Annotated in this window: 22 protein-coding genes; 16 read left to right on the top strand and 6 right to left on the bottom strand. The window is 49.4% G+C overall.

The window, feature by feature from the left end; all coding sequences use genetic code 11:
• The first annotated feature begins 199 nt into the window (after positions 1-199).
• Positions 200-790 (top strand): LysE/ArgO family amino acid transporter, encoded by a 591-nt coding sequence (locus tag HLG76_RS13385; protein ID WP_175993847.1) that lies wholly within the window; start codon positions 200-202, stop codon positions 788-790.
• Positions 791-850: 60 nt separating this feature from the next.
• On the opposite strand, the gene mscS is transcribed toward HLG76_RS13385, so the two are convergent.
• The 5 genes from mscS to HLG76_RS13360 all read right to left on the bottom strand — a co-directional run bounded on the left by mscS (position 851) and on the right by HLG76_RS13360 (position 7,506).
• A complete protein-coding gene (gene mscS, locus HLG76_RS13380; RefSeq protein ID WP_175993834.1) occupies positions 851-1,708 on the bottom strand; it encodes a small-conductance mechanosensitive channel MscS in 858 nt (285 codons plus the stop codon).
• Between the two features lie 168 nt (positions 1,709-1,876).
• Positions 1,877-2,953, bottom strand: a complete 1,077-nt coding sequence (fbaA, locus tag HLG76_RS13375; RefSeq protein WP_175993833.1) for a class II fructose-bisphosphate aldolase — start codon at positions 2,951-2,953, stop codon at positions 1,877-1,879.
• Positions 2,954-3,107: 154 nt separating this feature from the next.
• Positions 3,108-4,274 carry a phosphoglycerate kinase gene (locus HLG76_RS13370; protein WP_175993832.1) on the bottom strand — a complete coding sequence of 389 codons (1,167 nt, stop codon included), beginning with the start codon at positions 4,272-4,274 and terminating at the stop codon, positions 3,108-3,110.
• 67 nt (positions 4,275-4,341) lie between these two features.
• Complete coding sequence (gene epd / locus HLG76_RS13365; RefSeq protein WP_175993831.1) at positions 4,342-5,349, bottom strand: erythrose-4-phosphate dehydrogenase; 1,008 nt, start codon at positions 5,347-5,349, stop codon at positions 4,342-4,344.
• A gap of 174 nt (positions 5,350-5,523) precedes the next feature.
• Positions 5,524-7,506, bottom strand: coding sequence for a ligand-gated channel protein (locus HLG76_RS13360; protein WP_175993830.1), 1,983 nt, complete (start codon positions 7,504-7,506; stop codon positions 5,524-5,526).
• A gap of 173 nt (positions 7,507-7,679) precedes the next feature.
• Here HLG76_RS13360 and HLG76_RS13355 point away from each other — a divergent pair, with 173 nt between their 5' ends.
• The 7 genes from HLG76_RS13355 to ruvX all read left to right on the top strand — a co-directional run bounded on the left by HLG76_RS13355 (position 7,680) and on the right by ruvX (position 13,420).
• Positions 7,680-8,600, top strand: a complete 921-nt coding sequence (locus HLG76_RS13355) for a LysR family transcriptional regulator (RefSeq protein WP_175993829.1) — start codon at positions 7,680-7,682, stop codon at positions 8,598-8,600.
• A gap of 178 nt (positions 8,601-8,778) precedes the next feature.
• Positions 8,779-9,933, top strand: a complete 1,155-nt coding sequence (metK, locus tag HLG76_RS13350) for a methionine adenosyltransferase (RefSeq protein WP_175993828.1) — start codon at positions 8,779-8,781, stop codon at positions 9,931-9,933.
• A gap of 71 nt (positions 9,934-10,004) precedes the next feature.
• Entirely contained in the window at positions 10,005-10,508 is a 504-nt protein-coding gene (locus HLG76_RS13345; protein ID WP_217706589.1) for a SprT family zinc-dependent metalloprotease, read from the top strand.
• A 119-nt stretch (positions 10,509-10,627) separates the two neighbouring features.
• On the top strand, positions 10,628-11,359 hold the full coding sequence (gene rsmE, locus HLG76_RS13340; RefSeq protein ID WP_175993827.1) for a 16S rRNA (uracil(1498)-N(3))-methyltransferase: 732 nt from the start codon (positions 10,628-10,630) through the stop codon (positions 11,357-11,359).
• Between the two features lie 18 nt (positions 11,360-11,377).
• The gene (gene gshB, locus HLG76_RS13335) at positions 11,378-12,322 is read left to right on the top strand and encodes a glutathione synthase (protein WP_175993826.1); all 945 of its coding nucleotides are present in this window, start codon (positions 11,378-11,380) and stop codon (positions 12,320-12,322) included.
• A gap of 88 nt (positions 12,323-12,410) precedes the next feature.
• A complete protein-coding gene (locus HLG76_RS13330; protein ID WP_077669382.1) occupies positions 12,411-12,977 on the top strand; it encodes a YqgE/AlgH family protein in 567 nt (188 codons plus the stop codon).
• Positions 12,974-13,420 (top strand): Holliday junction resolvase RuvX, encoded by a 447-nt coding sequence (gene ruvX / locus HLG76_RS13325; RefSeq protein ID WP_021024536.1) that lies wholly within the window; start codon positions 12,974-12,976, stop codon positions 13,418-13,420. The genes HLG76_RS13330 and ruvX overlap by 4 nt, the downstream gene beginning before the upstream one ends.
• On the opposite strand, the gene HLG76_RS13320 is transcribed toward ruvX, so the two are convergent.
• Positions 13,365-14,402, bottom strand: a complete 1,038-nt coding sequence (locus tag HLG76_RS13320) for a type IV pilus twitching motility protein PilT (RefSeq protein ID WP_021024537.1) — start codon at positions 14,400-14,402, stop codon at positions 13,365-13,367. The genes ruvX and HLG76_RS13320 overlap by 56 nt on opposite strands.
• 23 nt (positions 14,403-14,425) lie before the next feature.
• On the opposite strand from HLG76_RS13320, the gene HLG76_RS13315 reads away from it, so the two are divergent.
• The 8 genes from HLG76_RS13315 to rsmC all read left to right on the top strand — a co-directional run bounded on the left by HLG76_RS13315 (position 14,426) and on the right by rsmC (position 21,180).
• Positions 14,426-15,127 carry a YggS family pyridoxal phosphate-dependent enzyme gene (locus HLG76_RS13315; protein WP_021024538.1) on the top strand — a complete coding sequence of 234 codons (702 nt, stop codon included), beginning with the start codon at positions 14,426-14,428 and terminating at the stop codon, positions 15,125-15,127.
• Positions 15,128-15,169: 42 nt separating this feature from the next.
• The gene (gene proC / locus HLG76_RS13310) at positions 15,170-15,988 is read left to right on the top strand and encodes a pyrroline-5-carboxylate reductase (RefSeq protein ID WP_077461753.1); all 819 of its coding nucleotides are present in this window, start codon (positions 15,170-15,172) and stop codon (positions 15,986-15,988) included.
• A 16-nt stretch (positions 15,989-16,004) separates the two neighbouring features.
• Positions 16,005-16,559 (top strand): YggT family protein, encoded by a 555-nt coding sequence (locus HLG76_RS13305; protein ID WP_077461754.1) that lies wholly within the window; start codon positions 16,005-16,007, stop codon positions 16,557-16,559.
• Between the two features lie 91 nt (positions 16,560-16,650).
• A complete protein-coding gene (locus tag HLG76_RS13300) occupies positions 16,651-17,091 on the top strand; it encodes a DUF4426 domain-containing protein (protein ID WP_175993825.1) in 441 nt (146 codons plus the stop codon).
• Positions 17,092-17,119: 28 nt separating this feature from the next.
• Positions 17,120-17,716 (top strand): RdgB/HAM1 family non-canonical purine NTP pyrophosphatase, encoded by a 597-nt coding sequence (gene rdgB / locus HLG76_RS13295; RefSeq protein ID WP_077461755.1) that lies wholly within the window; start codon positions 17,120-17,122, stop codon positions 17,714-17,716.
• Positions 17,717-17,719: 3 nt separating this feature from the next.
• Positions 17,720-18,871 (top strand): radical SAM family heme chaperone HemW, encoded by a 1,152-nt coding sequence (gene hemW, locus HLG76_RS13290; RefSeq protein WP_175993824.1) that lies wholly within the window; start codon positions 17,720-17,722, stop codon positions 18,869-18,871.
• Positions 18,872-18,961: 90 nt separating this feature from the next.
• Positions 18,962-20,047 (top strand): AI-2E family transporter, encoded by a 1,086-nt coding sequence (locus HLG76_RS13285; protein ID WP_077461757.1) that lies wholly within the window; start codon positions 18,962-18,964, stop codon positions 20,045-20,047.
• Positions 20,048-20,154: 107 nt separating this feature from the next.
• Positions 20,155-21,180: a 16S rRNA (guanine(1207)-N(2))-methyltransferase RsmC gene (gene rsmC / locus HLG76_RS13280; RefSeq protein ID WP_021024545.1), complete on the top strand. Its 1,026-nt coding sequence runs from the start codon at positions 20,155-20,157 to the stop codon at positions 21,178-21,180.
• Positions 21,181-21,533 lie beyond the last annotated feature (353 nt).

The raw sequence follows: 21,533 nt of genomic DNA, 5'->3' as shown, positions 1-21,533 counted from the left end.
CAACGCCATTTATTACTCGGCACAAACTTGTTTGTGATCGGCAGTTCCTCTCCTAAGTCCCGAACCCTTGGCGTAATGCAGAGAATTCGATTCCCTTTACGGGTTACTCTGCTTAAAGTAAGAGGAATACACGAGATAAAAGGAAGAGACCGTGAGCAGTTTTTTAGTCGCACTTCAGGGCTTAGGATTAAGCCTCACCATGATTATTCCCATTGGCGCCCAAAACGCTTATGTGATTAACCAAGGGATCAGTCGTGAACACCACATGATCACCGCATCCATTTGCTTTATCTGCGATATTGTCTTGATCTCGACAGGTATCTTCGGTGGAGGCGCTTTATTAGCAAGCTATCCTTTATTGCTAAATACGATCACTATAGCTGGCATCGCGTTTCTCAGTGTGTATGCGTGGCAGTTTATACAAAGTGCGCGTCAGCAAAATCAGGAAGATGTCTCAACCGTGCCGAGCATGAGCCGTGGGCGCCGAGCGGTGATCATTGGTGCGCTTGCGGTGACCTTACTCAACCCGCATGTTTACCTTGATACCGTGGTGGTGTTAGGGGCGATTGGCGGCCAGTTTGCATTCGATGAACGCATCGCCTTTACTATCGGCGCGCTGATGGGATCGTGTTTATGGTTTTATGGTTTATCCGCGGGGGCTGCCCGCTTGTCGCCTTGGCTGTCGACGCCATCGATACGTCGATTACTCGACCTGTTAATGGCCAGTATGATGTTGTTTGTGGCCGGAAAGCTCGCGCTTGGTCTTTATGCACGCTTGCTCGCCAGTTAAGTAATGGGAATGGATGCGGCACACTGACCGCACCCATACCAGTTAAAACCAATAGACTGCTTACGCTTGGCTCTCTCCGCGTTCGAAATGAACACTCATTTGCGGGAAAGGAATTTCAATCCCGTTTTCGTCCAGCGCTTCTTTAATCGAAGGAAGCAGTTCAAAATAAACAGTCCAGTAATCCTCGGTTTTTACCCAGGGACGGACGACGAAGTTGACCGAAGAATCGGCCAATGTCATCACGGCCACATTAGGCTCAGGATCTTTTAGAATAAGCGGATGCTGCGTCACAATATCCGTTAACACAGCCTTGGTTTTTTTCAAGTCGGCGCTGTACGCCACACCAATGGTTAAATCGACACGGCGCGTCGCATGTCTCGAGTAGTTTGTGATTGGGCTGCTAATCACTGAGCCATTGGGGACAACAACCATTTTATTGTCCGGCGTGGTCAGCACAGTAGAGAAAATCTGTATTGACTCAACAGAGCCTGCAACGCCTGCCAGCTCGACATAATCCCCTGATTTAAAGGGGCGAAACATCACAATTAAGACGCCAGCGGCAAAGTTGGCTAACGAACCTTGCAAGGCTAAACCGACAGCCAAACCAGCAGCACCAAGAATCGCAATCACAGAAGCGGTTTGTACGCCAACACGGCTGAGTGCAGCAATCAGCACGATGATAAAGAGTAAGTATCGAACCAAGCCATGGATGAACTCGATCACCGCGTTATCCATATTACGCTTACGCATCACACCCGCCATGGAATTAGCGAGCCCTTTTACCACCATGTTACCGATCACTAATATCAATAATGCTGAGACAATATTGACCCCATATTGAATCAACAGGTCTTGATTGCTGGTGAGCCATGTCTGTGCCCACTTCGCCCCTTCTACCACCGTGTTTTCTTCACTCATTCCCTCTTCCCTCTATGATTGGAATAAATCATTACCTAATAGTAACAGGCTTTTACCATCCTTTGTCTATCTTAGCGTCTTACGTTAGTGAACGCGCTATCAGCAAATATAAAAAAAGCCCGCCAAATATGGCGGGCTCATGTCTTCTTACGCTATCGGTACTGGAACTTACAGTACGTCAATCGCGTTAAGATCTTTAAAGGCTTGCTCAAGACGTGCAACCATTGATTCTTGACCTTTACGCAACCATACGCGTGGATCGTAGAATTTTTTGTTTGGCTGATCATCACCTTTCGGGTTACCGATTTGGCTTTGCAGATAACCTTCGTTATCTTGATAGTACTGACGGATACCATCCCATGTTGCCCACTGGGTATCGGTATCAATGTTCATTTTGATCACGCCATAACCAATAGACTCTTGAATCTGCGCTTCTGAAGAGCCCGAGCCGCCATGGAAGACGAAGTTTAGGCCATTGGTCGGTAGACCAAATTTCTCTGAACAGTAAGCTTGTGATTCACGTAGGATTTCTGGCTTAAGTACCACGTTACCTGGCTTATAAACACCGTGAACGTTACCGAATGAAGCGGCAATGGTGAAGCGAGGGCTTACAGCAGACAGTTTTTCGTATGCGTACGCCACTTCTTCTGGCTTGGTGTAAAGGTCAGCGGTATCCACATCGCTGTTATCCACGCCGTCTTCTTCACCACCGGTAATGCCCAGTTCGATTTCCAGCGTCATGCCCATTTTGTCCATGCGCGCCAGGTATTCGGCACAGATTTCCATGTTCTCTTCCAGTGACTCTTCAGAAAGATCAATCATGTGAGAAGAGAACAGTGGCTTACCGTGTTCTTTAAAGAAAGCTTCACCAGCATCAAGCAGACCGTCGATCCACGGCAGCAGTTTTTTCGCTGCGTGGTCAGTATGCATAATCACTGGCACACCATAAACTTCAGCCATCGCGTGAACGTATTTCGCACCGGCAACAGCGCCTTTAATTTGCGCTTCTTGACCGTCTAGCTTCAGGCCTTTGCCTGGGAAGAAGCCTGCACCACCGTTAGAGAATTGGATAACCACTGGCGCTTTTACATTCGCTGCGGCTTCCATCACTGCGTTGATAGAGTCCGTGTTTACCACGTTAACCGCTGGCAACGCGAACTTGTTCTCTTTAGCAACTTCAAATACTTTCTGAACATCATCGCCAGAGATAACGCCAGGTTTTACAAAATCAAAAACTTTAGACATGGCTCTTGTCCTATTAAATCGGGTTGTCTTTGCTGAACTGAGTAAAGATGCGCATCGGCACCTTTATCAACACGGTGCAATCGTTTACGACTCGGCCTATTGTAGTCAAACGAAAGCAAAAACGGGAGACATCACTCCCGTTTTATCGTCGGATTTATGCGTCTTTCGCACGCGCTTCCAGCATTTCTACCGCTGGAAGGGGTTTGCCTTCAACAAACTCAAGGAAGGCGCCGCCGCCGGTTGAGATGTAAGACACATCGGCTTTAATGCCAAATTTATCAATGGCAGCCAAGGTATCACCACCGCCTGCAACCGAGAAGCCTTCCGACTCAGCGATTGCTTTTGAAATCCCTGCGGTACCGGCTTCAAAGTTTTTAAACTCGAACACACCTACTGGGCCATTCCAAAGAATCGTTTTGGCATTTTTCAAGATGTCAGCCAGTGCTTGAGTAGATTCTGGCCCTAGGTCGAAGATCATGTCATCGTCTTGCACGTCTTCAACACGCTTGATTTCAGCCTCTGCATTTTCATCAAATGCTTTAGCACACGCCACGTCGGTCGCAACAGGGATATGACACTCATCCATTAAGGATTTCGCCGTATCCACCAAATCTGCTTCATAAAGCGATTTGCCCACATTGTGACCATCAGCTGCAATAAAGGTGTTGGCAATACCACCACCGACAACCAGTTGGTCTGCAACAGTAGACAGTGATTTCAGAACAGTCAGTTTGGTCGACACTTTTGACCCACCCACAATCGCCACCATTGGGCGCGCAGGGTTGTCCATTGCTTTACCAAGCGCGTCAAGTTCGTTAGCCAACAGTGGCCCGGCGCAGGCGATCGGCGCATGCGTGCCCACGCCATGGGTTGACGCTTGTGCACGGTGCGCGGTGCCAAAGGCATCCATCACGAAGATATCGCACAGTGCGGCATATTTTTTCGACAAGGCTTCGTCGTTCTTTTTCTCGCCCTTGTTAAAGCGAACGTTCTCTAGCACAACGAGCTCACCAGCATTCAGTTCAAGACCGTCTAAGTAATCTTTAGCCAGGCTAACTTTGCAGTCCAGTGCGTCGTCAAGATAGTTCACGACAGGTTGCAGTGAGTATTGGTCTTCAGGTTGTCCTTCTTCAGGACGACCCAAGTGAGAGGTCACCATCACTTTCGCGCCTGCTTCCAAGCAGTGTTTGATGGTAGGCAATGACGCCAAAATACGTGCGTCAGAGGTAACTTTACCGTCTTTTACCGGCACGTTCAGATCGGCACGGATAAAGACACGCTTTCCGGCAAGATCTAAGTCGGTCATCTTAATTACAGACATAGGGTCCTCTCTATAAGGTTGCAAATTGAAACTGATTTAATCAGGGCGACCCCTTGCGTTAACGCGCTCATTGCGCCATCGCCAAGGTGGTATCCAACATTCGGTTGGCAAAGCCCCACTCGTTGTCGCACCAAACCAACGTTTTTATCAGCTGATGATTACTCACCCGCGTTTGCGACCCATCGACAATGGCACTGTGTGAGTCGTGGTTGAAGTCTATCGACACCAAGGGCGCTTCGGTATAATCCAGTATACCGTCTAATGTACATCGAGATGCGGTTTGCAGAGCTTGATTTACGTCATTAACTTTCACTTTAGTACGTACAGTGACACTTAAATCCATAGCTGTCACGTTTATCGTCGGCACACGGACAGAAATCGCTTCGAACTTGTCAGAAAATTTCGGAAAAATCCTACCGATCCCAACATGCAATTTGGTATCGACAGGAATGATAGACTGGCTAGCCGTGCGTGTACGACGAAGATCGGAATGGTAAGCGTCGATCACCTGTTGATCATTCATGGAAGAATGAATGGTGGTGATGGTGCCAGATTCAATACCAAAGTGTTCATCCAGCGCTTTGATTACCGGGACAATACAGTTAGTGGTGCAGGACCCGTTGGAGACAATACGATCGTCCGTCGTCAATGCCTCGTGATTAACGCCATATATCACGGTTCGATCTACATCTTGGCTGGCTGGATGTGAAAACAAGACTTTTTTAGCGCCCGCAGCAATATGGGCCTCGCCGTCTTCGCGTGTACCAAATTTGCCTGTACAGTCTAGGACAATATCGACATCAAGGTCACGCCAAGGTAAAAGCTGTAATTCTGGTAAGTGAAGAAGGCGAATGCTGTCGGTCGCAACAAACAAGTGTTCTTGGTTGTAAGACACAGGCCAGCCAAATCGACCATGGCTCGAATCATACTGGAGTAGATGCGCCATCGCTTCCGGTTCTGCGAGTTCATTGATCGCCACCACTTGGATGCGATCGTGCTTACCGCTTTCATATAAGGCACGCAATACGCTACGCCCTATGCGGCCAAATCCATTAATTGCGACTCTTACTGCCATGTCCATCGGTGCTTGTTTGACGATGGTACACAGTGTATCTCAAGCACGTAAAAGACGCACGTGTTGTGTGAGCCTTCTCACGCGCCTTCGGGGATGAAGTGCCGTGAAAAACGCCCGTCAGGCAATCATCCAAATACCAAGACGGGCGCGGCAGTGTTATCGCTGTATCAGCACTTAAAAGTGGATATTCATTCCCAACCAGTAACGACGCTCATCCGTGATATATTCATAATCGTCGTACTCGAGCGTGTTATCGAACAAGTTATAAATGGCGCCTTGAAGCTCAATCGATTCGGTCAGTTGATAGTTCGCTCCTGTATCCAACATGGTATACCCAGGCTCAATATTTTTGCCAGAAGATGGGCCCTCGGTGGGATCCATTTCTTTGCCACGATAGGTCGCGCTAATCCAAGGGTTCAGCCTTTCCGTGGCTTGCCAATTGACTTCGCCATACGCGAGCTGCTGGGGAATTTGATTTAAAGGTTGGCCTTTATACGCCCCCGTCTTCTGCTCCGAATCGGTGTAAGTATAGCTGGCACTGACATCGACATTCTCCGTGACCGGCACGAATAGGCTGGCTTCAACCCCTTGAGTGACCGCTTCGTCAACGTTAATCCGAATCGTGGACGGTTTAGTTTTTGTTTTTTTCTCTTCCTTGTCGTAATAGACAGTAGGTGGACAGGTTGACGCGGGACAAGTAACACGGGTGATCTTATCTTTAAAATCATTATGGAATGCTGTTAACGAGCCACTGACTCCGGTGTCGCCTTGATAGTTAATACTCACTTCTGAGTTCACAGACGTTTCAGGTTCCAGGTCGGCGTTACCATAGATATTCCCGCCTCGGCTAACTTGTGCCCAATTCGGGGCAATTTCGCGCAGTTGTGGCGAGCGGAACCCCGTCGCGACCCCACCCTTCACTATCCAGCTATCGGTGAGCTGATAAACACCATACAGGCGTGGACTGGCGTGATAATCATAGTTTTCATCATGATCAACACGCAAGCCTAGCGTCACGCTGAACGGGTCAGTCACGCGCCATTCATCCTCCACAAACAAGGCGGCCTGAGTATTGTCAATGTCAGTTTGGCTCGATGCTTGGTTAGAAGAAAAATCTTCCAACTTCGCTTTGTTCACCGAACCGCCGACAGTCAACGTGTGTGTTTCAAAATCACGAATGAGACGGGTTTTAAACTCGGTGTTCTTAATCGTCATTTCACGACTTTTATTGCGGCTTTGCTCGTACTGCAAGTGTGAATCTGACCAGCCCCACGTCCAATGCCCTTCATGCCCCAGCGCTACCGATTGCCGCCGATATTCATTATTGCTGTTTTCACAACTGCCTCGACACTGGCTATCATCGGTCGGCACGGTTTTACCCATCAGGCCACTACGCTCTTGCGAGCTCGCGCCCAAGTCCAAAGTCCACTGTTGAAAATCGCTGGCATCATAAGTCAACGAGGTAGAAAGACTACGTAAAGATTTGTCCTCGTAACCGAAAGTAATCTCGTCTTCTTGGCGTTGAACGTTTTGGCCTGATACCGTCATCCCTAGCTTATCGCTTAACGCGCCAGACAGGTAAAAGTTGGCGCTTTGTTCATCGCCTGATGCGCGTTTTTCTTGTAATAACGTACTCAACTGCACGTTACCGTGCCACTCTTGTTGGTTACGACGGGTAATGATATTGATCACCCCACCAATGGCATCTGAGCCATACAAGGTCGACATCGGCCCCCGAATCACTTCAATACGCTCAATCGCTTGTAGCGGCGGTAACCAACCTTGCTCAATGCCAGGCCCGTCACTGTTCGGGCGTGTTTCTCGACTGGTGGTACGTTTTCCATCCACCAGCATCAGGGTATATTTTGAGCCCATTCCGCGAATACTTATATCCGTAGTGTCACCGCCTCCGGTCACGACCACGCCAGGAATACGCTTTAATGCATCCGTAACATCGCGATAATAACGATCTTCAAGTTGGTCACGGCTAATCACGCTAATACTTGCTGGCGCCTTTGCGGTGGCTTGTTCAAATCCTGACGCTGTGATCACCATAGTTTCGGTATTTTGATCACCCGCTTCTGCCGCATGAATAGCACTCACAGGCATACCGGCGAATACCATCCCGAGAACAACGGGACGAAGACAACTGGACATAATCAACTCCATTTTGTGATAATGATTATTATTTGTTAGTTGATAATTATTCACGTTTGAGTTCGGGCGCATAGGGACAAAAAAGGAACACCTCGTTCCAGTAATAGAACGAGGCAGTGAGCTTCATGCCGAACCACTGATATGAATCTTCACCGAAGTGAAAAAGGACCGTTATGCAGGATTTTTCCTCAATTCGTGCGTTTGTTGCTTTATGTCATCATCAAAGCCTCACGGCGGCAGCAAAAGCACTCGGACAGCCCAAATCGACAGTCAGTCGTCGATTAGCCCAACTAGAGACAGACATGGGCCAGTCATTGACACAACGACAAGGAAATCGGCTGGTATTAACCAAAGCGGGAGAGATTTTTTCTCACTACTGCCAACAAATGCTCGATTTAGCAGAGGAAAGTGAAGAAGCGATCCAGGGGTTAAATAATCACCTTCAAGGGCCGATTGACGTGCTTTGTCACCCCGGCATGATGCGTGGATGGGCTGGGCCATCGATTAATGCGTTTTTAGCCCAACACCCTAAGGTGTCCATTACACTAACCAGTGAGGTGAGCGCACCACGTATCCAATCGGCTGATCTGATTATTTGGGCAGGCGATATCACGCTGCCGATGAACTGTCGCGCTGATACGCTAGGGCAGTGGCAGTATGGTATTTATGCTGCACCACACTACGTAGCGCAACATGGTCCCTTCACACATCCACGCGCGTTGGACGATCATCCTTGGTTAGATGTCTTTGCTCTGCGACGAAAAGGGTTGACGCTCTATAATCACGATAAAGCCTATCATTTAAGCGCGATACCAAGCCGTTTCAATTGCGATATGATCGCTATTCAATTAGATGCGATTGCGGATGGACAAGGCGTCGGACTTTTACCGACTTGGAGCGCAGCTGGCTATCAACAGCACCATCCGGACAACATTATGCGGTGTTTGCCGCAATGGCACTCAGCGCCTGTTCCGCTGCGTCTTTATTGCAGCGCTGGCCGCCTTCCCCTGCGTGTTGAATCACTCAAGGATTGGCTACAAGAAGCCGCGCCGGCACACTGGCAACCGGCGAGATCACCTCAGGCCGTTACCTAGTTTGATACGATACATAGACGTTTTTGCTATACCTAGAGAGACTCCTGCTGCATCAACTGACTTGCGTTTATCATATTTGCGAATAAAATAGACGTCTAGAAGTTAAAACATCTGAGATGATCGGCGAGACTATTCGCTACGTATCGTCGGTATTCTTGATAATCAATGAGAGTGTCACATGGCTAAGCACCTGTTTACCTCAGAGTCCGTCTCTGAAGGCCATCCTGATAAAATCGCCGATCAGATTTCTGATGCGGTCTTGGATGCCATTCTTGAGCAAGATCCCAAAGCACGCGTTGCCTGCGAAACCTATGTAAAGACCGGTATGGTCATGGTAGGCGGGGAAGTGACAACCTCTGCCTGGGTAGATATTGAAGAGCTCACCCGCCAAACCGTGCGCGATATTGGTTACGTGCACTCGGACATGGGGTTTGATGCCAATTCTTGCGCGGTATTGAATACGATTGGCAAGCAATCGCCTGACATTAATCAAGGCGTTGACCGCGCCGATCCCAAAGATCAAGGCGCTGGCGACCAAGGGATCATGTTTGGTTTTGCCACCAATGAAACCAACGTACTGATGCCTGCCCCTATCACTTACTCACACCGTTTGGTCGAGCGACAGGCGCAAGTGCGCAAAGATGGCACCTTAGATTGGTTGCGCCCTGATGCGAAAAGTCAGGTTACTTTCGCCTATGACAACGGCAAAATTGCTGGCATTGATGCCGTCGTACTGTCAACACAGCATTGCGATAGCATTTCAACCGACGATCTGCGCGAAGCGGTCATGGAAGAAATCATCAAACCGGTTCTACCTGCAGAGTGGCTCACTAAAGAGACCAAGTTCTTTATCAATCCAACCGGTCGCTTTGTCATTGGCGGCCCGATGGGTGACTGTGGTTTAACCGGCCGTAAAATTATCGTGGACACCTATGGCGGTGCAGCGCGTCACGGTGGCGGGGCTTTCTCAGGCAAAGATCCCTCAAAAGTGGATCGTTCTGCAGCTTACGCAGCCCGCTATGTGGCGAAAAACATCGTCGCAGCTGGCTTAGCTGATCGCTGTGAGATTCAATTGTCGTACGCCATTGGTGTGGCCGAGCCAACGTCTATAATGGTAGAAACCTTTGGCACTGAAAAAGTGGCACCTGAGGTGATCATTAAAGCGGTACGTGAGCACTTCGACTTGCGTCCTTATGGCTTGCAAGAAATGCTCGACTTGCTGCAACCAATTTATAAGCAAACCGCCGCGTATGGTCATTTTGGTCGTGAGATCTTCCCATGGGAGAAAACCGACAAAGCCGATGTATTGCGTGAGTTTGCCAAACTTGGTTAATCTGGTCTGATTCACTTTTTGCAAAGGGAAGCGTCGGCTTCCCTTTTTTAATTGCTGCTTGAGCCAAATTGATGCCTTCTCTTTCCGACACCTTAATGAAAACAGTCACCGACCGCGTTCATGCCTGTATTGATAGCGCCAATCTGCAATTCGGTCTGCACTTGGTTTATCCCCAGGTTGGTTTCACTTTGCGAGGCCGAGCCGCCGGCACCGCGCATCCGACAGAATGGCGACTACGATTTAATCCGGTATTGCTCCAGCAGGACGCCGAGGCTTTTTTGCAGGAGGTGATCCCGCACGAAGTGTGTCATTTAGTGACGTTTGCTCTGTATGGGCGTGTCAAGCCTCATGGTCCGGAATGGCGAGACCTGATGATCAACCTGTTTAACGCCCCCGCCAACACCACCCACCGGCTGGATATTACAGCGGTACAAGGAAAAACCTTCTCGTATCAATGTCGATGTGGGCCAGTCGCTTTGACAATACGACGGCATCATAAAGTCCAGCGAGGTCAAGCAACCTATCGGTGCAAGCAGTGCCAACAGGTACTGACGCCAGTGGGCGAAGCACGCTAGCCATTTGCTTTTCCGTTCACCGCCCCCATATTATTGGCAAATTCCCTATTCACGCACCACCTATTGCCACCGGTAGCCATGTTACACTGGAGGCTGATTGACAATGGAAAGCCAACACCATGCGAATTCCTCGAATTTATCACCCGGTGCCTTTACCTTCTCAAGGCACGGTGACCTTAAGCGATGAAGCGGCAAATCACCTAGGCCGCGTATTAAGAATGCAAGCAGAACAACCTATTCAGCTGTTTGATGGCCAAGGGGCACAGTTTCCAGCGACCTTGACCCAAGTGACGAAAAAATACGTCACTGCAACCATCACGGCGCGCGAGGACGTAGGGGTTGAATCGCCATTAGATTTCGAACTGGGCCAGGTCATTTCTCGTGGTGAGAAGATGGAATTTACCATTCAAAAGTCGGTCGAGTTAGGGGTCAATACCATCACACCACTGTTATCTGCGCGATGTGGGGTTAAACTTAACGCCGAACGATTGGAGAAAAAACGCCAACAATGGCAAAAGATCGCCATTGGCGCGTGCGAGCAAAGTGGACGCAATGTCGTCCCCATCATCCATCCGGTGATCCCTCTAGACACCTGGTGTCAGCAGGCATTTGATGGGCTGAAGCTCAACCTACATCCTCGCGCACCGTATTCTATTAATACGCTGCCTGAAGCCCCTTCCAAGATACGTTTGCTGATTGGGCCAGAAGGCGGATTGTCAGAAGAAGAAATAGCCATGACACGTGAACGTGGTTTTGAAGAGATTTTATTGGGCCCACGAATCTTACGCACAGAAACGGCAGCGCTGACAGCCATTACCGCGCTACAAGTCCGTTTTGGCGATCTGGGTTAACCGGCAAACAGGAGAGACATGATGAAAATAGGTGTGGTGATGGATCCCATTGAGGCCATCAGTGTGAAAAAAGACTCCACGTTTGCCATGATGTTGGCAGCGCAACAACGCGGCTGGGAAATACATACTATTTCGATGAATGATATGTCGATGCTGCAGGGAGAACCGAGTGCGCGCACCCAAACCGTGAGTGTGATGGATGATCCCAACCATTGGTACCAAGTACACCAAACACAAACTCTTCCGCTACGCGAATTTGATGCGATCTTGATGCGAAAAGATCCCCCTTTTGATACCGAGTATATCTATGCGACCTACATGCTAGAGCGCGCGGAAGAAGCCGGCGTTGTAATTGTCAACAAACCGCAAAGCTTGCGTGACTGTAATGAAAAACTCTATACCGCATGGTTCCCCGAACACACCCCCACGACCTTGGTCACACGACGGGCTGACGAAATCCGAGCCTTTCAAGCTGAACATGGTGACGTCATTTTAAAACCACTTGATGGCATGGGTGGCGCCTCTATTTTCCGGGTCAAACAAGGTGATCCGAATATTGGTGTGATCATTGAGACCCTTACTGAGCATGGCCAACGTTTTTGCATGGCACAAACCTTCGTCCCTGACATCAGCAATGGTGATAAGCGCATCTTAATTGTTGACGGCGAACCGGTGCCCTACTGTCTGGCCCGCATTCCAGCAGAAGGTGAAACGCGCGGTAATCTCGCCGCCGGTGGCCGTGGTGAAGCACGTCCTTTATCGGAGACGGATTGGGCAATTGCACGTGCAATCGCACCGACATTGAAAGAAAAAGGGCTGATCTTCGTTGGACTCGATGTGATTGGCGATAAGCTCACAGAAATCAATGTCACCAGTCCGACCTGTATTCGTGAAATTGACGCCGCGTATGATATTTCCGTAGGCGACATCTTGATGGAAGCGATCGCCCAACGCTGCCAATAAAAAATGAGGCGCATAGCGCCTCTATGATTGTCTAAATACACATTTTTTGCGCATACTCAACGTAAGCGTACGAACAGGAGACGGCGATATGGATCTGAAAAATCATTTTTTAATCGCAATGCCGAGCATGGCCGATAGCCGTTTTCAACAGGGTGTTATCTACGTGTGTGAACATAATCATGACGGCGCCATGGGGTTAATGATCAATCACCCTATCAACCTGTCCGTGGGTAAAATGCTGGACCAAATAGAGATAGAGCGCGACGTGCCGCTTTCCAAAACAACCGAAAGTCTGACCCAATCCGTTTTATTTGGCGGGCCGGTGTCTGAAGATCGAGGATTTGTGCTGCATCCTGCCAATTGTTCGTATGGCACCAGTGTGCCCGTATCGGATCAATTAGCCGTGACCACCTCAAAAGATATCTTGTCGATTCTCGGGACCGAGCAACAGCCAGAGCAATTTTTGGTGGCCTTGGGTTATGCAGGCTGGGAAGCCGGACAGCTTGAACAAGAGTTAGCCGAAAATAGTTGGCTCACACTGGAGGCCGATCCTAGCGTAATTTTTGATACCCCTGTTCACCAACGTTGGCAAAAAGCGCTCGACCAACTCGGCATTGACGCCGCCAACCTTTCTTCACAAGTAGGACACGCATGAACGCACAAACCGTGATGGGTTTTGATTACGGGGTAAAAAGCATTGGCGTTGCCATCGGTCAGTCGTTAACCGGCACCGCTCGCCCTTTATGCGCTTTGAAAGCGCGCGATGGTATTCCTAACTGGGATGACATTGATGCCCTATTAAAAGAATGGCAACCTGATTATTTAGTGGTTGGGCTGCCATTAGATTTACAAGGTGAACCTCTCGATACCATTACACCCAGAGCGAAAAAATTTGCCAATCGCTTACATGGGCGCTTTGGTTTCCCGGTCTCGTTACATGATGAGCGCCTATCAACACGCGAAGCCCGCGCAGCACTTTTTGAACAAGGCGGCTACAAAGCCTTAGGTAAGGGAGCTGTTGACGCCCAATCAGCCGTTGTGATTATTGAAAGCTGGTTTGAGCGCCAATATGCTGAGCCGTTTCACGCCTCGGAATAACCCCTTGGTCGGTCAGCCGTGTTATCGCCTGCTCCATAGTTTGCATCCCCTGGGCGACGCCTGTTTGCATCATGGAGGTCATCTGCGCCACCTTGTCTTCACGGATAAGGTTAGCAATCGCAGGGGTGGCTTTCATAATTTCATACGCAGCGACCCGTCGGCCCTGGGTGTTTTTGACGAGCTGCTGCGATACTACCGCCTGCAAAGAGGCAGACAACATAGAGCGAACCAAGGGCTTATCACTACCTGGAAACACATCGATAATCCGGTCAACGCTTTTCGCCGCACTCGCGGTATGTAACGTGGCAAAGACTAAATGGCCCGTTTCTGCGGCCGTCAATGCTAAGCTTATTGTCTCTAAGTCTCGTAGCTCGCCGACCAGAATCACATCTGGATCCTCCCGTAAGGCCGAACGCAGCGCCTGTTGAAAGGATTGCGTATCACGATTCACTTCCCGCTGATTCACTAAGCTTTGTTGCGGCGAGTGAATGAACTCGATCGGATCTTCAATAGTAAGAATATGCTTTTGTTGATGACGATTAATATGATCAACCATCGCTGCCAACGTCGTTGATTTTCCCGATCCCGTCGGCCCAGTCACGAGTACCAGCCCCTGAGTGAGCGACGCGAGCTCTGTTAAGACAGAAGGCGCGTTTAACACTTCTAAGGTTGGCAGCGCCTCTGGGATAACCCGAAACACCGCCGCGCACCCATGTTGCTGATGAAAAGCGTTCACCCGAAACCGGCCAACCGAGGCCAGCTCAAACGAAAAATCCACCTCCCATTCGGTTACAAACGTTTGGCGTTGTTCGGGATTCATCACAGCGATAATCAATTGCTCGACCGCTTGATGATTGAGCGCAGGTAGACTGAGCTTGCGCACATCGCCATCTACCCGCACCATAGGCGGCACGCCCGCAGAAAGATGTAGATCTGACGCACGATGCTTTACACTAAAGGCCAATAGCTCAGTAATTTCCATTCATTTTCCTCGTAGAATCAGGTATGTGTAATATTAAGCAGAATATTGAACAGGTCAGGGAACAAATAGACCTCGCCACCCAAAAATGCGGCCGACCCGATCATTCGGTGCAGTTGCTTGCGGTGAGTAAAACAAAACCCGTCGAGGCGATCGCAGAGGCCGTGGCCGCAGGTCAAACCGCATTTGGCGAAAACTACGTGCAGGAAGGCGTTGAAAAAGTGGAGCACTTTGCCACACATGCCCCAAACACAAAGATTGAGTGGCACTTTATTGGTCCAATTCAGTCAAACAAAACGCGCTTGATCGCCAGCCACTTTGATTGGGTCCACTCAGTCGATCGGTTAAAAATTGCTAAACGTCTGAGTGAGCAACGTCCCGCGCATTTGCCGCCACTCAACGTTTTAGTACAAGTGAATACCAGCGGTGAGGCGTCTAAATCAGGCATAACACTGGATGAAGCCATGGATTTGATTGAATCAATGCGGGCTTTACCCAATCTCACCGTGCGAGGATTCATGTCGATCCCTCAACCGGAAACAGATTATCAGCGCCAATGTGCCGCGTTTGAGCCTTTAGCGACCGCGTTTGATTCACTCCACGCACACACGCCGACTATTGATACCTTATCGATGGGTATGAGCGGTGATATGGCAGCTGCCATTGCATGTGGCAGTACCATGGTAAGAATCGGCACCGCCGTTTTTGGTGCACGTGATTATCGCTAACGACACCTACACAGAATGATCAGAACAACAGGAACCGAATACATGGAACATCGCCCTCTCACCTTTATTGGGGCTGGCAACATGGCTCGATCCATCATTGCCGGACTCGTGGATGCAGGATATCCCGCCTCAGCCATTACAGCCGCGTCACCCAGCGCGCATCCTAACGATGTGCTGACAACGCAATACGGGATCCAAACCACCACAAACAACCTTCTTGCTTGCCAACAAGCGGAAGTGATCGTTTTAGCGGTAAAACCCCAATTAATGGCAAAAGTATTAAGCGACTTGCCAGCGGTCGATTGGTCGTCGAAAATGGTGATCTCAATAGCCGCTGGCATCAATGTTGCCCGTCTTAATCAAATGGCTGGTACGTCACTTAATCTGGTGCGCGTGATGCCGAATACGCCTTCGCTGGTGGGTAAAGGCATGAGCGGCCTGTACGCATCACCGGGTGTGACGACGGGTGATCAAGACTATGCCTCCGCGCTGATGAAAGCGGTGGGTGAAGTCTGCTGGGTCGATAATGAAGCGAGTATCAATGGTGTGATTGCGGCTGCAGGCAGTGCGCCGGCCTATTTTTTCCGCTTTATGGAAGCCATGCAGCAAGAAGCCATTCGCCAAGGTTTTACTGACCAGCAAGCAAGGGCGTTGGTACAACAAGCCGCACTGGGAGCGGCAGAAATGGTGGCCGCGAACCCAGACACCACGCTTGGAGAACTACGCGAGCAGGTGACTTCAAAAGGAGGAACCACCGCAGAAGCGTTGCAAGTATTCGAGCAGCACAATATTAGCGACATAGTCGCACAGGCCATGCAAGCGGCGGTGAGCCGTGCTGAGCAAATGGAACAAGAATTTTAATCACTAAGGCGACGATATGAATGCAATGACCTTTCTGATCAACACCGCGTTTGATCTTTACATCATGGTGGTGTTACTCCGTATATGGCTACAATGGTCTCGGGCCGATTTTTATAACCCGTTCTCTCAATTTGTGGTGAAGGCGACCCAACCTGTTGTGGGTCCACTGCGCCGGATGGTTCCCGCGCTCGGTGGATTAGATCTCGCGACCGTACTCTTTGCTTATCTGCTGATGGTCGCTAAATTTGTGGCACTGGATTTAGTCGCCGGCAATCCATTAGCAATGAGTTCAGGAATGTTCCTGTTTTCTGCCATTGCGCTGCTTAAAGCAGCCGGTAAACTGCTGTTTTGGGTGCTGATCCTACGTGCCATTCTCAGCTGGGTAAGCCAAGGCAATAACCCTGTAGAGCAAGTGTTCCATCAATTAACCGAGCCGGTTTGCGCCCCAGTGCGTCGCATCCTCCCTCCTATCGGTGGACTGGATCTCAGTATTTTGGTGATCTTTATCGGTCTGCAATTTATCAATATGTTAATTGGCGATATGGTCGGCCCAGTTTGGTACGCCCTATAAGGGATATGCGCCTCACCCTGACAAGGATCGGGCTGAGGCGCTCGTGCGTACTGGTTTCGGTATGCTCATGCGATCACAACAAGGAAAGATTATGCGTAACCTCATTGCTTTGATGATTAGCCTCTGTGGCATAGTCATGACCCCAGCTTGGGCGGGCCAGTTTAAAGAAATCGGCGAATTAGAGGTGCACTACAACACCTTATCAACGACGTTTTTAACCCCTGACATCGCCAAGCAATATGATATTACCCGCAGCGGCTATCGCGGGTTGGTTAATATCGCGGTTCTCGACACCATGCAGCTTGGAAAACCGGCGATTGCCGCCAAGGTCCAAGGCCAAGTCAAAAACTTGGTGGGTAACAGTCGAGAGCTAAATTTTACCGAGATCCGCGAAGGCGACGCGATTTATTACATTGCGACCTTTGCCGCTGATGATGAGGAAACCTATCAATTCCAGATTGATCTCAACGCAGCGGGCAATCGCAGTGCCTCCTTCGACTACAATTACACGTTTTACGTCGATACCCCTTAACAGGGTGACAAACACATAGGTAACCGACATGAATAAAGTTGTGCTGGCAACCGGCAATGCAGGCAAAGTAAAAGAAATGGCCGGGCTACTCGGCGAATTTGGTTTTGAGGTTCTGCCGCAAAGTGATTTTGCGGTGACAGAAGCTGACGAAACAGGGACCACTTTTATTGAAAATGCCATCATTAAAGCCCGCCACGCGGCGAAACTGACCGGGCTTCCAGCCATCGCCGATGATTCAGGCCTTGAGGTGGATGCGCTAAAAGGCGCACCTGGCGTCTATTCAGCTCGCTATGCTGGCGATGACGCCAATGATGCCGATAATGTCGCCAAGCTACTCGACGCAATGCATGATACTGATACCCATGCACGCCAAGCACGTTTTCATTGCGTATTGGTGTACATGCGCCACGCGAATGATCCGACGCCATTGGTCTGTCATGGCGTTTGGGAAGGTCAAATTGCCCATGCACCACAAGGTGACAACGGCTTTGGCTACGATCCAGTATTTTTGCCCCATGATCAGCAATGCACCGCTGCCGAAATGCCTGCGTCAGAGAAAAAACAACGCTCACATCGCGGTCAAGCCCTCAACGCCCTATTTCAAGCCTTAAAAGCGTCGCAATAACCCATGATCCCATTAAGTTTGTATGTACACATCCCGTGGTGTGTACAAAAATGCCCGTATTGTGACTTTAACTCACACACGCAAAAAGGCGCGATCCCAGAAGACGATTATATCGATGCGTTGCTCGACGATCTCGACACCGACCTGGCCGCTTATCCCTCAATAGTCACGCGTCCACTGCACTCTATTTTTATCGGTGGCGGCACACCCAGCCTGATGTCGCCCGCTCAGATTGAGCGTTTGCTCGCCGGGATCAATGCGCGACTGACCCCGGGTAACAATATGGAAGTCACCATGGAGGCCAATCCGGGCACCGTCGAGGCGGATAAATTTATTGGCTATCGCCAAGCGGGCGTGACTCGTATATCCATTGGCGTACAAAGCTTTTCTGCCGATAAGCTTACCCGGCTAGGCCGTATTCATGGCCCTGGTGAGGCAGAACGGGCAGCTCACCTTGCCCACCAAGCGAGACTGACGAGTTTTAATCTCGATCTGATGCATGGTTTGCCCGATCAATCAGAACAAGAAGCACTCAGCGATTTGGAGCAAGCCATTGCACTGAAGCCGCCGCATATTTCTTGGTATCAACTGACTATCGAGCCTAATACTCAGTTTTACTCTAAGCCGCCCACCCTGCCAGAAGAAGACACCTTGTGGGACATTTTTGATCAAGGCCATCAACGACTGACCGATGCGGGATATGTTCAGTACGAGACCTCCGCCTATAGCCTGCCAGGCCACCAATGTGCACATAACCTCAACTACTGGCGTTTTGGGGATTATTTAGGGATTGGCTGCGGCGCACATGGCAAACTGACCTTGCTAGAGGATGACCAACCTCGTTTACTTCGTACCGTCAAAGTGAAACACCCGCGTGGCTACCTCGATCCAGACAAAGCCTACCTCACCGACAGCCAGTGGGTAAAACATACCGATCTTGCGTTTGAGTTTTTTATGAACCGTTTTCGCTTGCTCGAGCCCTGCCCCAAAGCTGATTTTGTCAGTCACACTGGGCTACCGCTGTCACATCTCGCCGCGCCTATCTCTCAAGCTTCTGAGCAAGGCTTAATCACAGAAACAAGCACCCATTGGCAAATCACGCCAAAAGGTAAATTATTTCTCAATGATCTGCTGGCCATTTTTTTAGCTGACTAATGCAACAAACGATGTGTTAAGGTGCCTATAAATTAGGCGCCGGTATATAAGGCGAGCCCAATCATTCAACAAGCTAAAAAGGATATCTCTGTGACTCCGTCATTTCGCGTCGAGCCCAAGCATTGGACCTTAATTGCGGCCCTTATTATCGCCGTTTACGCCTGTTACCTTTTGATCGAGCCCTATATTGGTGCGATTGTGCTCGCCTTTATCGTGTCGTTGCTGTTTTTCCCCGTCCATAAACGCATCGAAGAAAAGATTGGTCAGCGACCCAATACCGCATCGGTCTTATCTTGCATCCTGATCACCTTTATCATCTTTATTCCACTCACTGTCGTGGCGGGTGCGATCATCGATCAAGGTGTAAGCTTTTTCACTCGTAGCTATGAATGGCTCAATAACGGCGGGGCCAGGCAACTGATCAATAACCCGCAGATACAATCAGCCTTACACTTTGTCAATCAGTGGCTACCGTTTGATGTCATCGACCCTCAAGAGACGGTTAAAAAACTGGCCGCGTGGATGTCCTCTTTTAGCGGTCAAATGCTTGAGTTCAGCTCTGGGGTACTGGGCGATGTCACTAACTTTTTTATCACCTTTATGCTGATGTTATTTGTGCTGTTCTTTTTACTGCGCGATCACGACAACATTATCCAAACACTGCGTCATGTTATCCCTTTGTCACGTAGCCAAGAAGACCAACTGCTTGATGAAGTGGAGAAAGTCGCCAAATCGGCTGTTCTCGGTTCATTCCTCACTGCTTTAGCACAAGGTGCTGCAGGCGGCCTAGCGATGTGGGCGGTAGGCTTACCGGCCCTTTTTTGGGGCACCATGATGGCCTTTGCCTCTTTTATTCCTGTGATAGGGACAGCACTTATCTGGTTACCAACAGTGCTATATCTCGCAGTAATCGGTGACTGGCAGTGGGCGCTCGCGCTTTTAGTATGGAGCGTTGTGGTTGTGGGCTCCATTGATAATCTGCTTCGCCCTTTTTTGATGCAGGGAAACTCTGGCATGAACACCCTGCTTATCTTTTTCTCATTGTTGGGCGGTTTGCACCTCTTTGGCTTAATGGGGTTAATTTACGGTCCGATTATTTTCTCATTAACATTGGTGTTATTCCGGATGTATGAGCTCGAGTTTGCACACTTCCTTGATCGCCAAGACAACGCCTAACCCGTTAAAGATTGGCCTGGTGCGTGCTTTGTGGGAAAATTCGACTCCCGACGCGCCAGGTTATTTCGGTGCGCTTTATTACCGTCGATAATGCAAAGAGAACAATCATGACCCTCACGGCCCCCAGTGAAATTGCTCAGCGTCACCTTCCGTTGTTTGATAATAAACACCTGCTGTTGGCAGGAGAGCTCGAAGATGACTTTGTCCAACAATTATCGCAACGTGCCGCAAGCGTCACTGTCTTTACGACGCATCACGGTTTCGCCACACGCCAGAAAAAAGCGTCGATTACTGTTCATGCAGGCGCGACGCTCGATATCGATCATCCCATCGATCTGGTCTTATTTTATTGGCCTAAAGCAAAAGCAGAAGCTGATTACTTACTCGCAATGTTGACACACGCATTGGGGAAAGAGGTTGATTGGATGGTAGTGGGTGAAAACCGTAGTGGCATCAAAAGCATTGAAAAACGCTTCGCTCCCTACGGGTCTATTAGCAAATACGATGCTGCGCGGCGCTGCAGTATGTATTACGGCACCTGCCACACCCCTGCGAGCTCTTTTTCGTTGGAAGCGTGGTTTACTGACTACCCATTAACCCTCGGCGAGACGTCACTGACCATTCGTGCGTTACCCGGCGTATTTAGCCAAAAAAGTTTAGATGACGGTACCGAGTTGTTGCTTCGTCATCTTCCGTCGATCAAAGGAAACGTATTAGACGTAGGTTGCGGCGCAGGCGTGATAGGTAGCTATATCCTTGCTACTTATCCTGATTGCCAAGTGACGCTTGTGGATGTTAATTACCTCGCCATTGCATCAAGCAAAGCCACACTTGCCGCCAACGGCTTAGATGGGCAAGTTTTACCTTCAGATATGCTTGATGGTGTTGAGGCGACATTTAATACTATCATTAGTAACCCCCCTTTCCATGATGGACTGGATACCCGCTACTCACCAACCGAGTCTTTGTTACGTAACGTCCCCTCTCACCTCTCCAAAGGTGGTCAGCTCATTGTGGTGGCCAATAGTTTCTTACGCTATCCGCCGATAATTAAAGACAGTCTCGGACAGTGTGAATCGATCGCCAAGACTCGACGCTTCGCGGTCTATCACGCATATAAAACACGTGAGTAAGATCAGAGCAACGGGTTACCTTTAGCAGCTTTATTATCACCACATTTATCATCGCTAAAGCCTGCATTGAAGACTCATTACAACAAAAAGCCCTGACCGTCAGGCCAGGGCTTTATTGGTTTTTCATCAAAGATTAAAGATACAAAAAAGCCCCGACCATTAGGTCAGGGCTTCGTATTTCACTCATCAAAGTCTTACATATCATTGCTTTGATGCTTAAATGTTTGCTAACTAAAGCCCAACATTAAGCTCTAATTAGATTATCTTGTTTGATGCGATGAGGATTTTGAATCGAGATGCGCAGTGTATGCCAATACATGAGCATCGCAGATATCAAAAGCATCGAGCTATCA

The sequence above is a fragment of the Salinivibrio sp. EAGSL genome (assembly GCF_013366455.1).
Classification (GTDB): Bacteria; Pseudomonadota; Gammaproteobacteria; order Enterobacterales; family Vibrionaceae; genus Salinivibrio; species Salinivibrio costicola.
Note: the sequence above shows the minus strand (reverse complement) of the source record. Positions and strands in the feature narration are given on the sequence as shown.

Bases quoted from the DNA above. Each gene is read 5' to 3' on its own strand.
- HLG76_RS13385 (WP_175993847.1), top strand. From the start codon at position 200: ATGATTATTCCCATTGGCGCCCAAAACGCTTATGTGATTAACCAAGGG.
- mscS (WP_175993834.1), bottom strand. From the start codon at position 1,708: ATGAGTGAAGAAAACACGGTGGTAGAAGGGGCGAAGTGGGCACAGACA.
- fbaA (WP_175993833.1), bottom strand. From the start codon at position 2,953: ATGTCTAAAGTTTTTGATTTTGTAAAACCTGGCGTTATCTCTGGCGAT.
- HLG76_RS13370 (WP_175993832.1), bottom strand. From the start codon at position 4,274: ATGTCTGTAATTAAGATGACCGACTTAGATCTTGCCGGAAAGCGTGTC.
- epd (WP_175993831.1), bottom strand. From the start codon at position 5,349: ATGGCAGTAAGAGTCGCAATTAATGGATTTGGCCGCATAGGGCGTAGC.
- HLG76_RS13360 (WP_175993830.1), bottom strand. From the start codon at position 7,506: ATGTCCAGTTGTCTTCGTCCCGTTGTTCTCGGGATGGTATTCGCCGGT.
- HLG76_RS13355 (WP_175993829.1), top strand. From the start codon at position 7,680: ATGCAGGATTTTTCCTCAATTCGTGCGTTTGTTGCTTTATGTCATCAT.
- metK (WP_175993828.1), top strand. From the start codon at position 8,779: ATGGCTAAGCACCTGTTTACCTCAGAGTCCGTCTCTGAAGGCCATCCT.
- HLG76_RS13345 (WP_217706589.1), top strand. From the start codon at position 10,005: ATGCCTTCTCTTTCCGACACCTTAATGAAAACAGTCACCGACCGCGTT.
- rsmE (WP_175993827.1), top strand. From the start codon at position 10,628: ATGCGAATTCCTCGAATTTATCACCCGGTGCCTTTACCTTCTCAAGGC.
- gshB (WP_175993826.1), top strand. From the start codon at position 11,378: ATGATGAAAATAGGTGTGGTGATGGATCCCATTGAGGCCATCAGTGTG.
- HLG76_RS13330 (WP_077669382.1), top strand. From the start codon at position 12,411: ATGGATCTGAAAAATCATTTTTTAATCGCAATGCCGAGCATGGCCGAT.
- ruvX (WP_021024536.1), top strand. From the start codon at position 12,974: ATGAACGCACAAACCGTGATGGGTTTTGATTACGGGGTAAAAAGCATT.
- HLG76_RS13320 (WP_021024537.1), bottom strand. From the start codon at position 14,402: ATGGAAATTACTGAGCTATTGGCCTTTAGTGTAAAGCATCGTGCGTCA.
- HLG76_RS13315 (WP_021024538.1), top strand. From the start codon at position 14,426: ATGTGTAATATTAAGCAGAATATTGAACAGGTCAGGGAACAAATAGAC.
- proC (WP_077461753.1), top strand. From the start codon at position 15,170: ATGGAACATCGCCCTCTCACCTTTATTGGGGCTGGCAACATGGCTCGA.
- HLG76_RS13305 (WP_077461754.1), top strand. From the start codon at position 16,005: ATGAATGCAATGACCTTTCTGATCAACACCGCGTTTGATCTTTACATC.
- HLG76_RS13300 (WP_175993825.1), top strand. From the start codon at position 16,651: ATGCGTAACCTCATTGCTTTGATGATTAGCCTCTGTGGCATAGTCATG.
- rdgB (WP_077461755.1), top strand. From the start codon at position 17,120: ATGAATAAAGTTGTGCTGGCAACCGGCAATGCAGGCAAAGTAAAAGAA.
- hemW (WP_175993824.1), top strand. From the start codon at position 17,720: ATGATCCCATTAAGTTTGTATGTACACATCCCGTGGTGTGTACAAAAA.
- rsmC (WP_021024545.1), top strand. From the start codon at position 20,155: ATGACCCTCACGGCCCCCAGTGAAATTGCTCAGCGTCACCTTCCGTTG.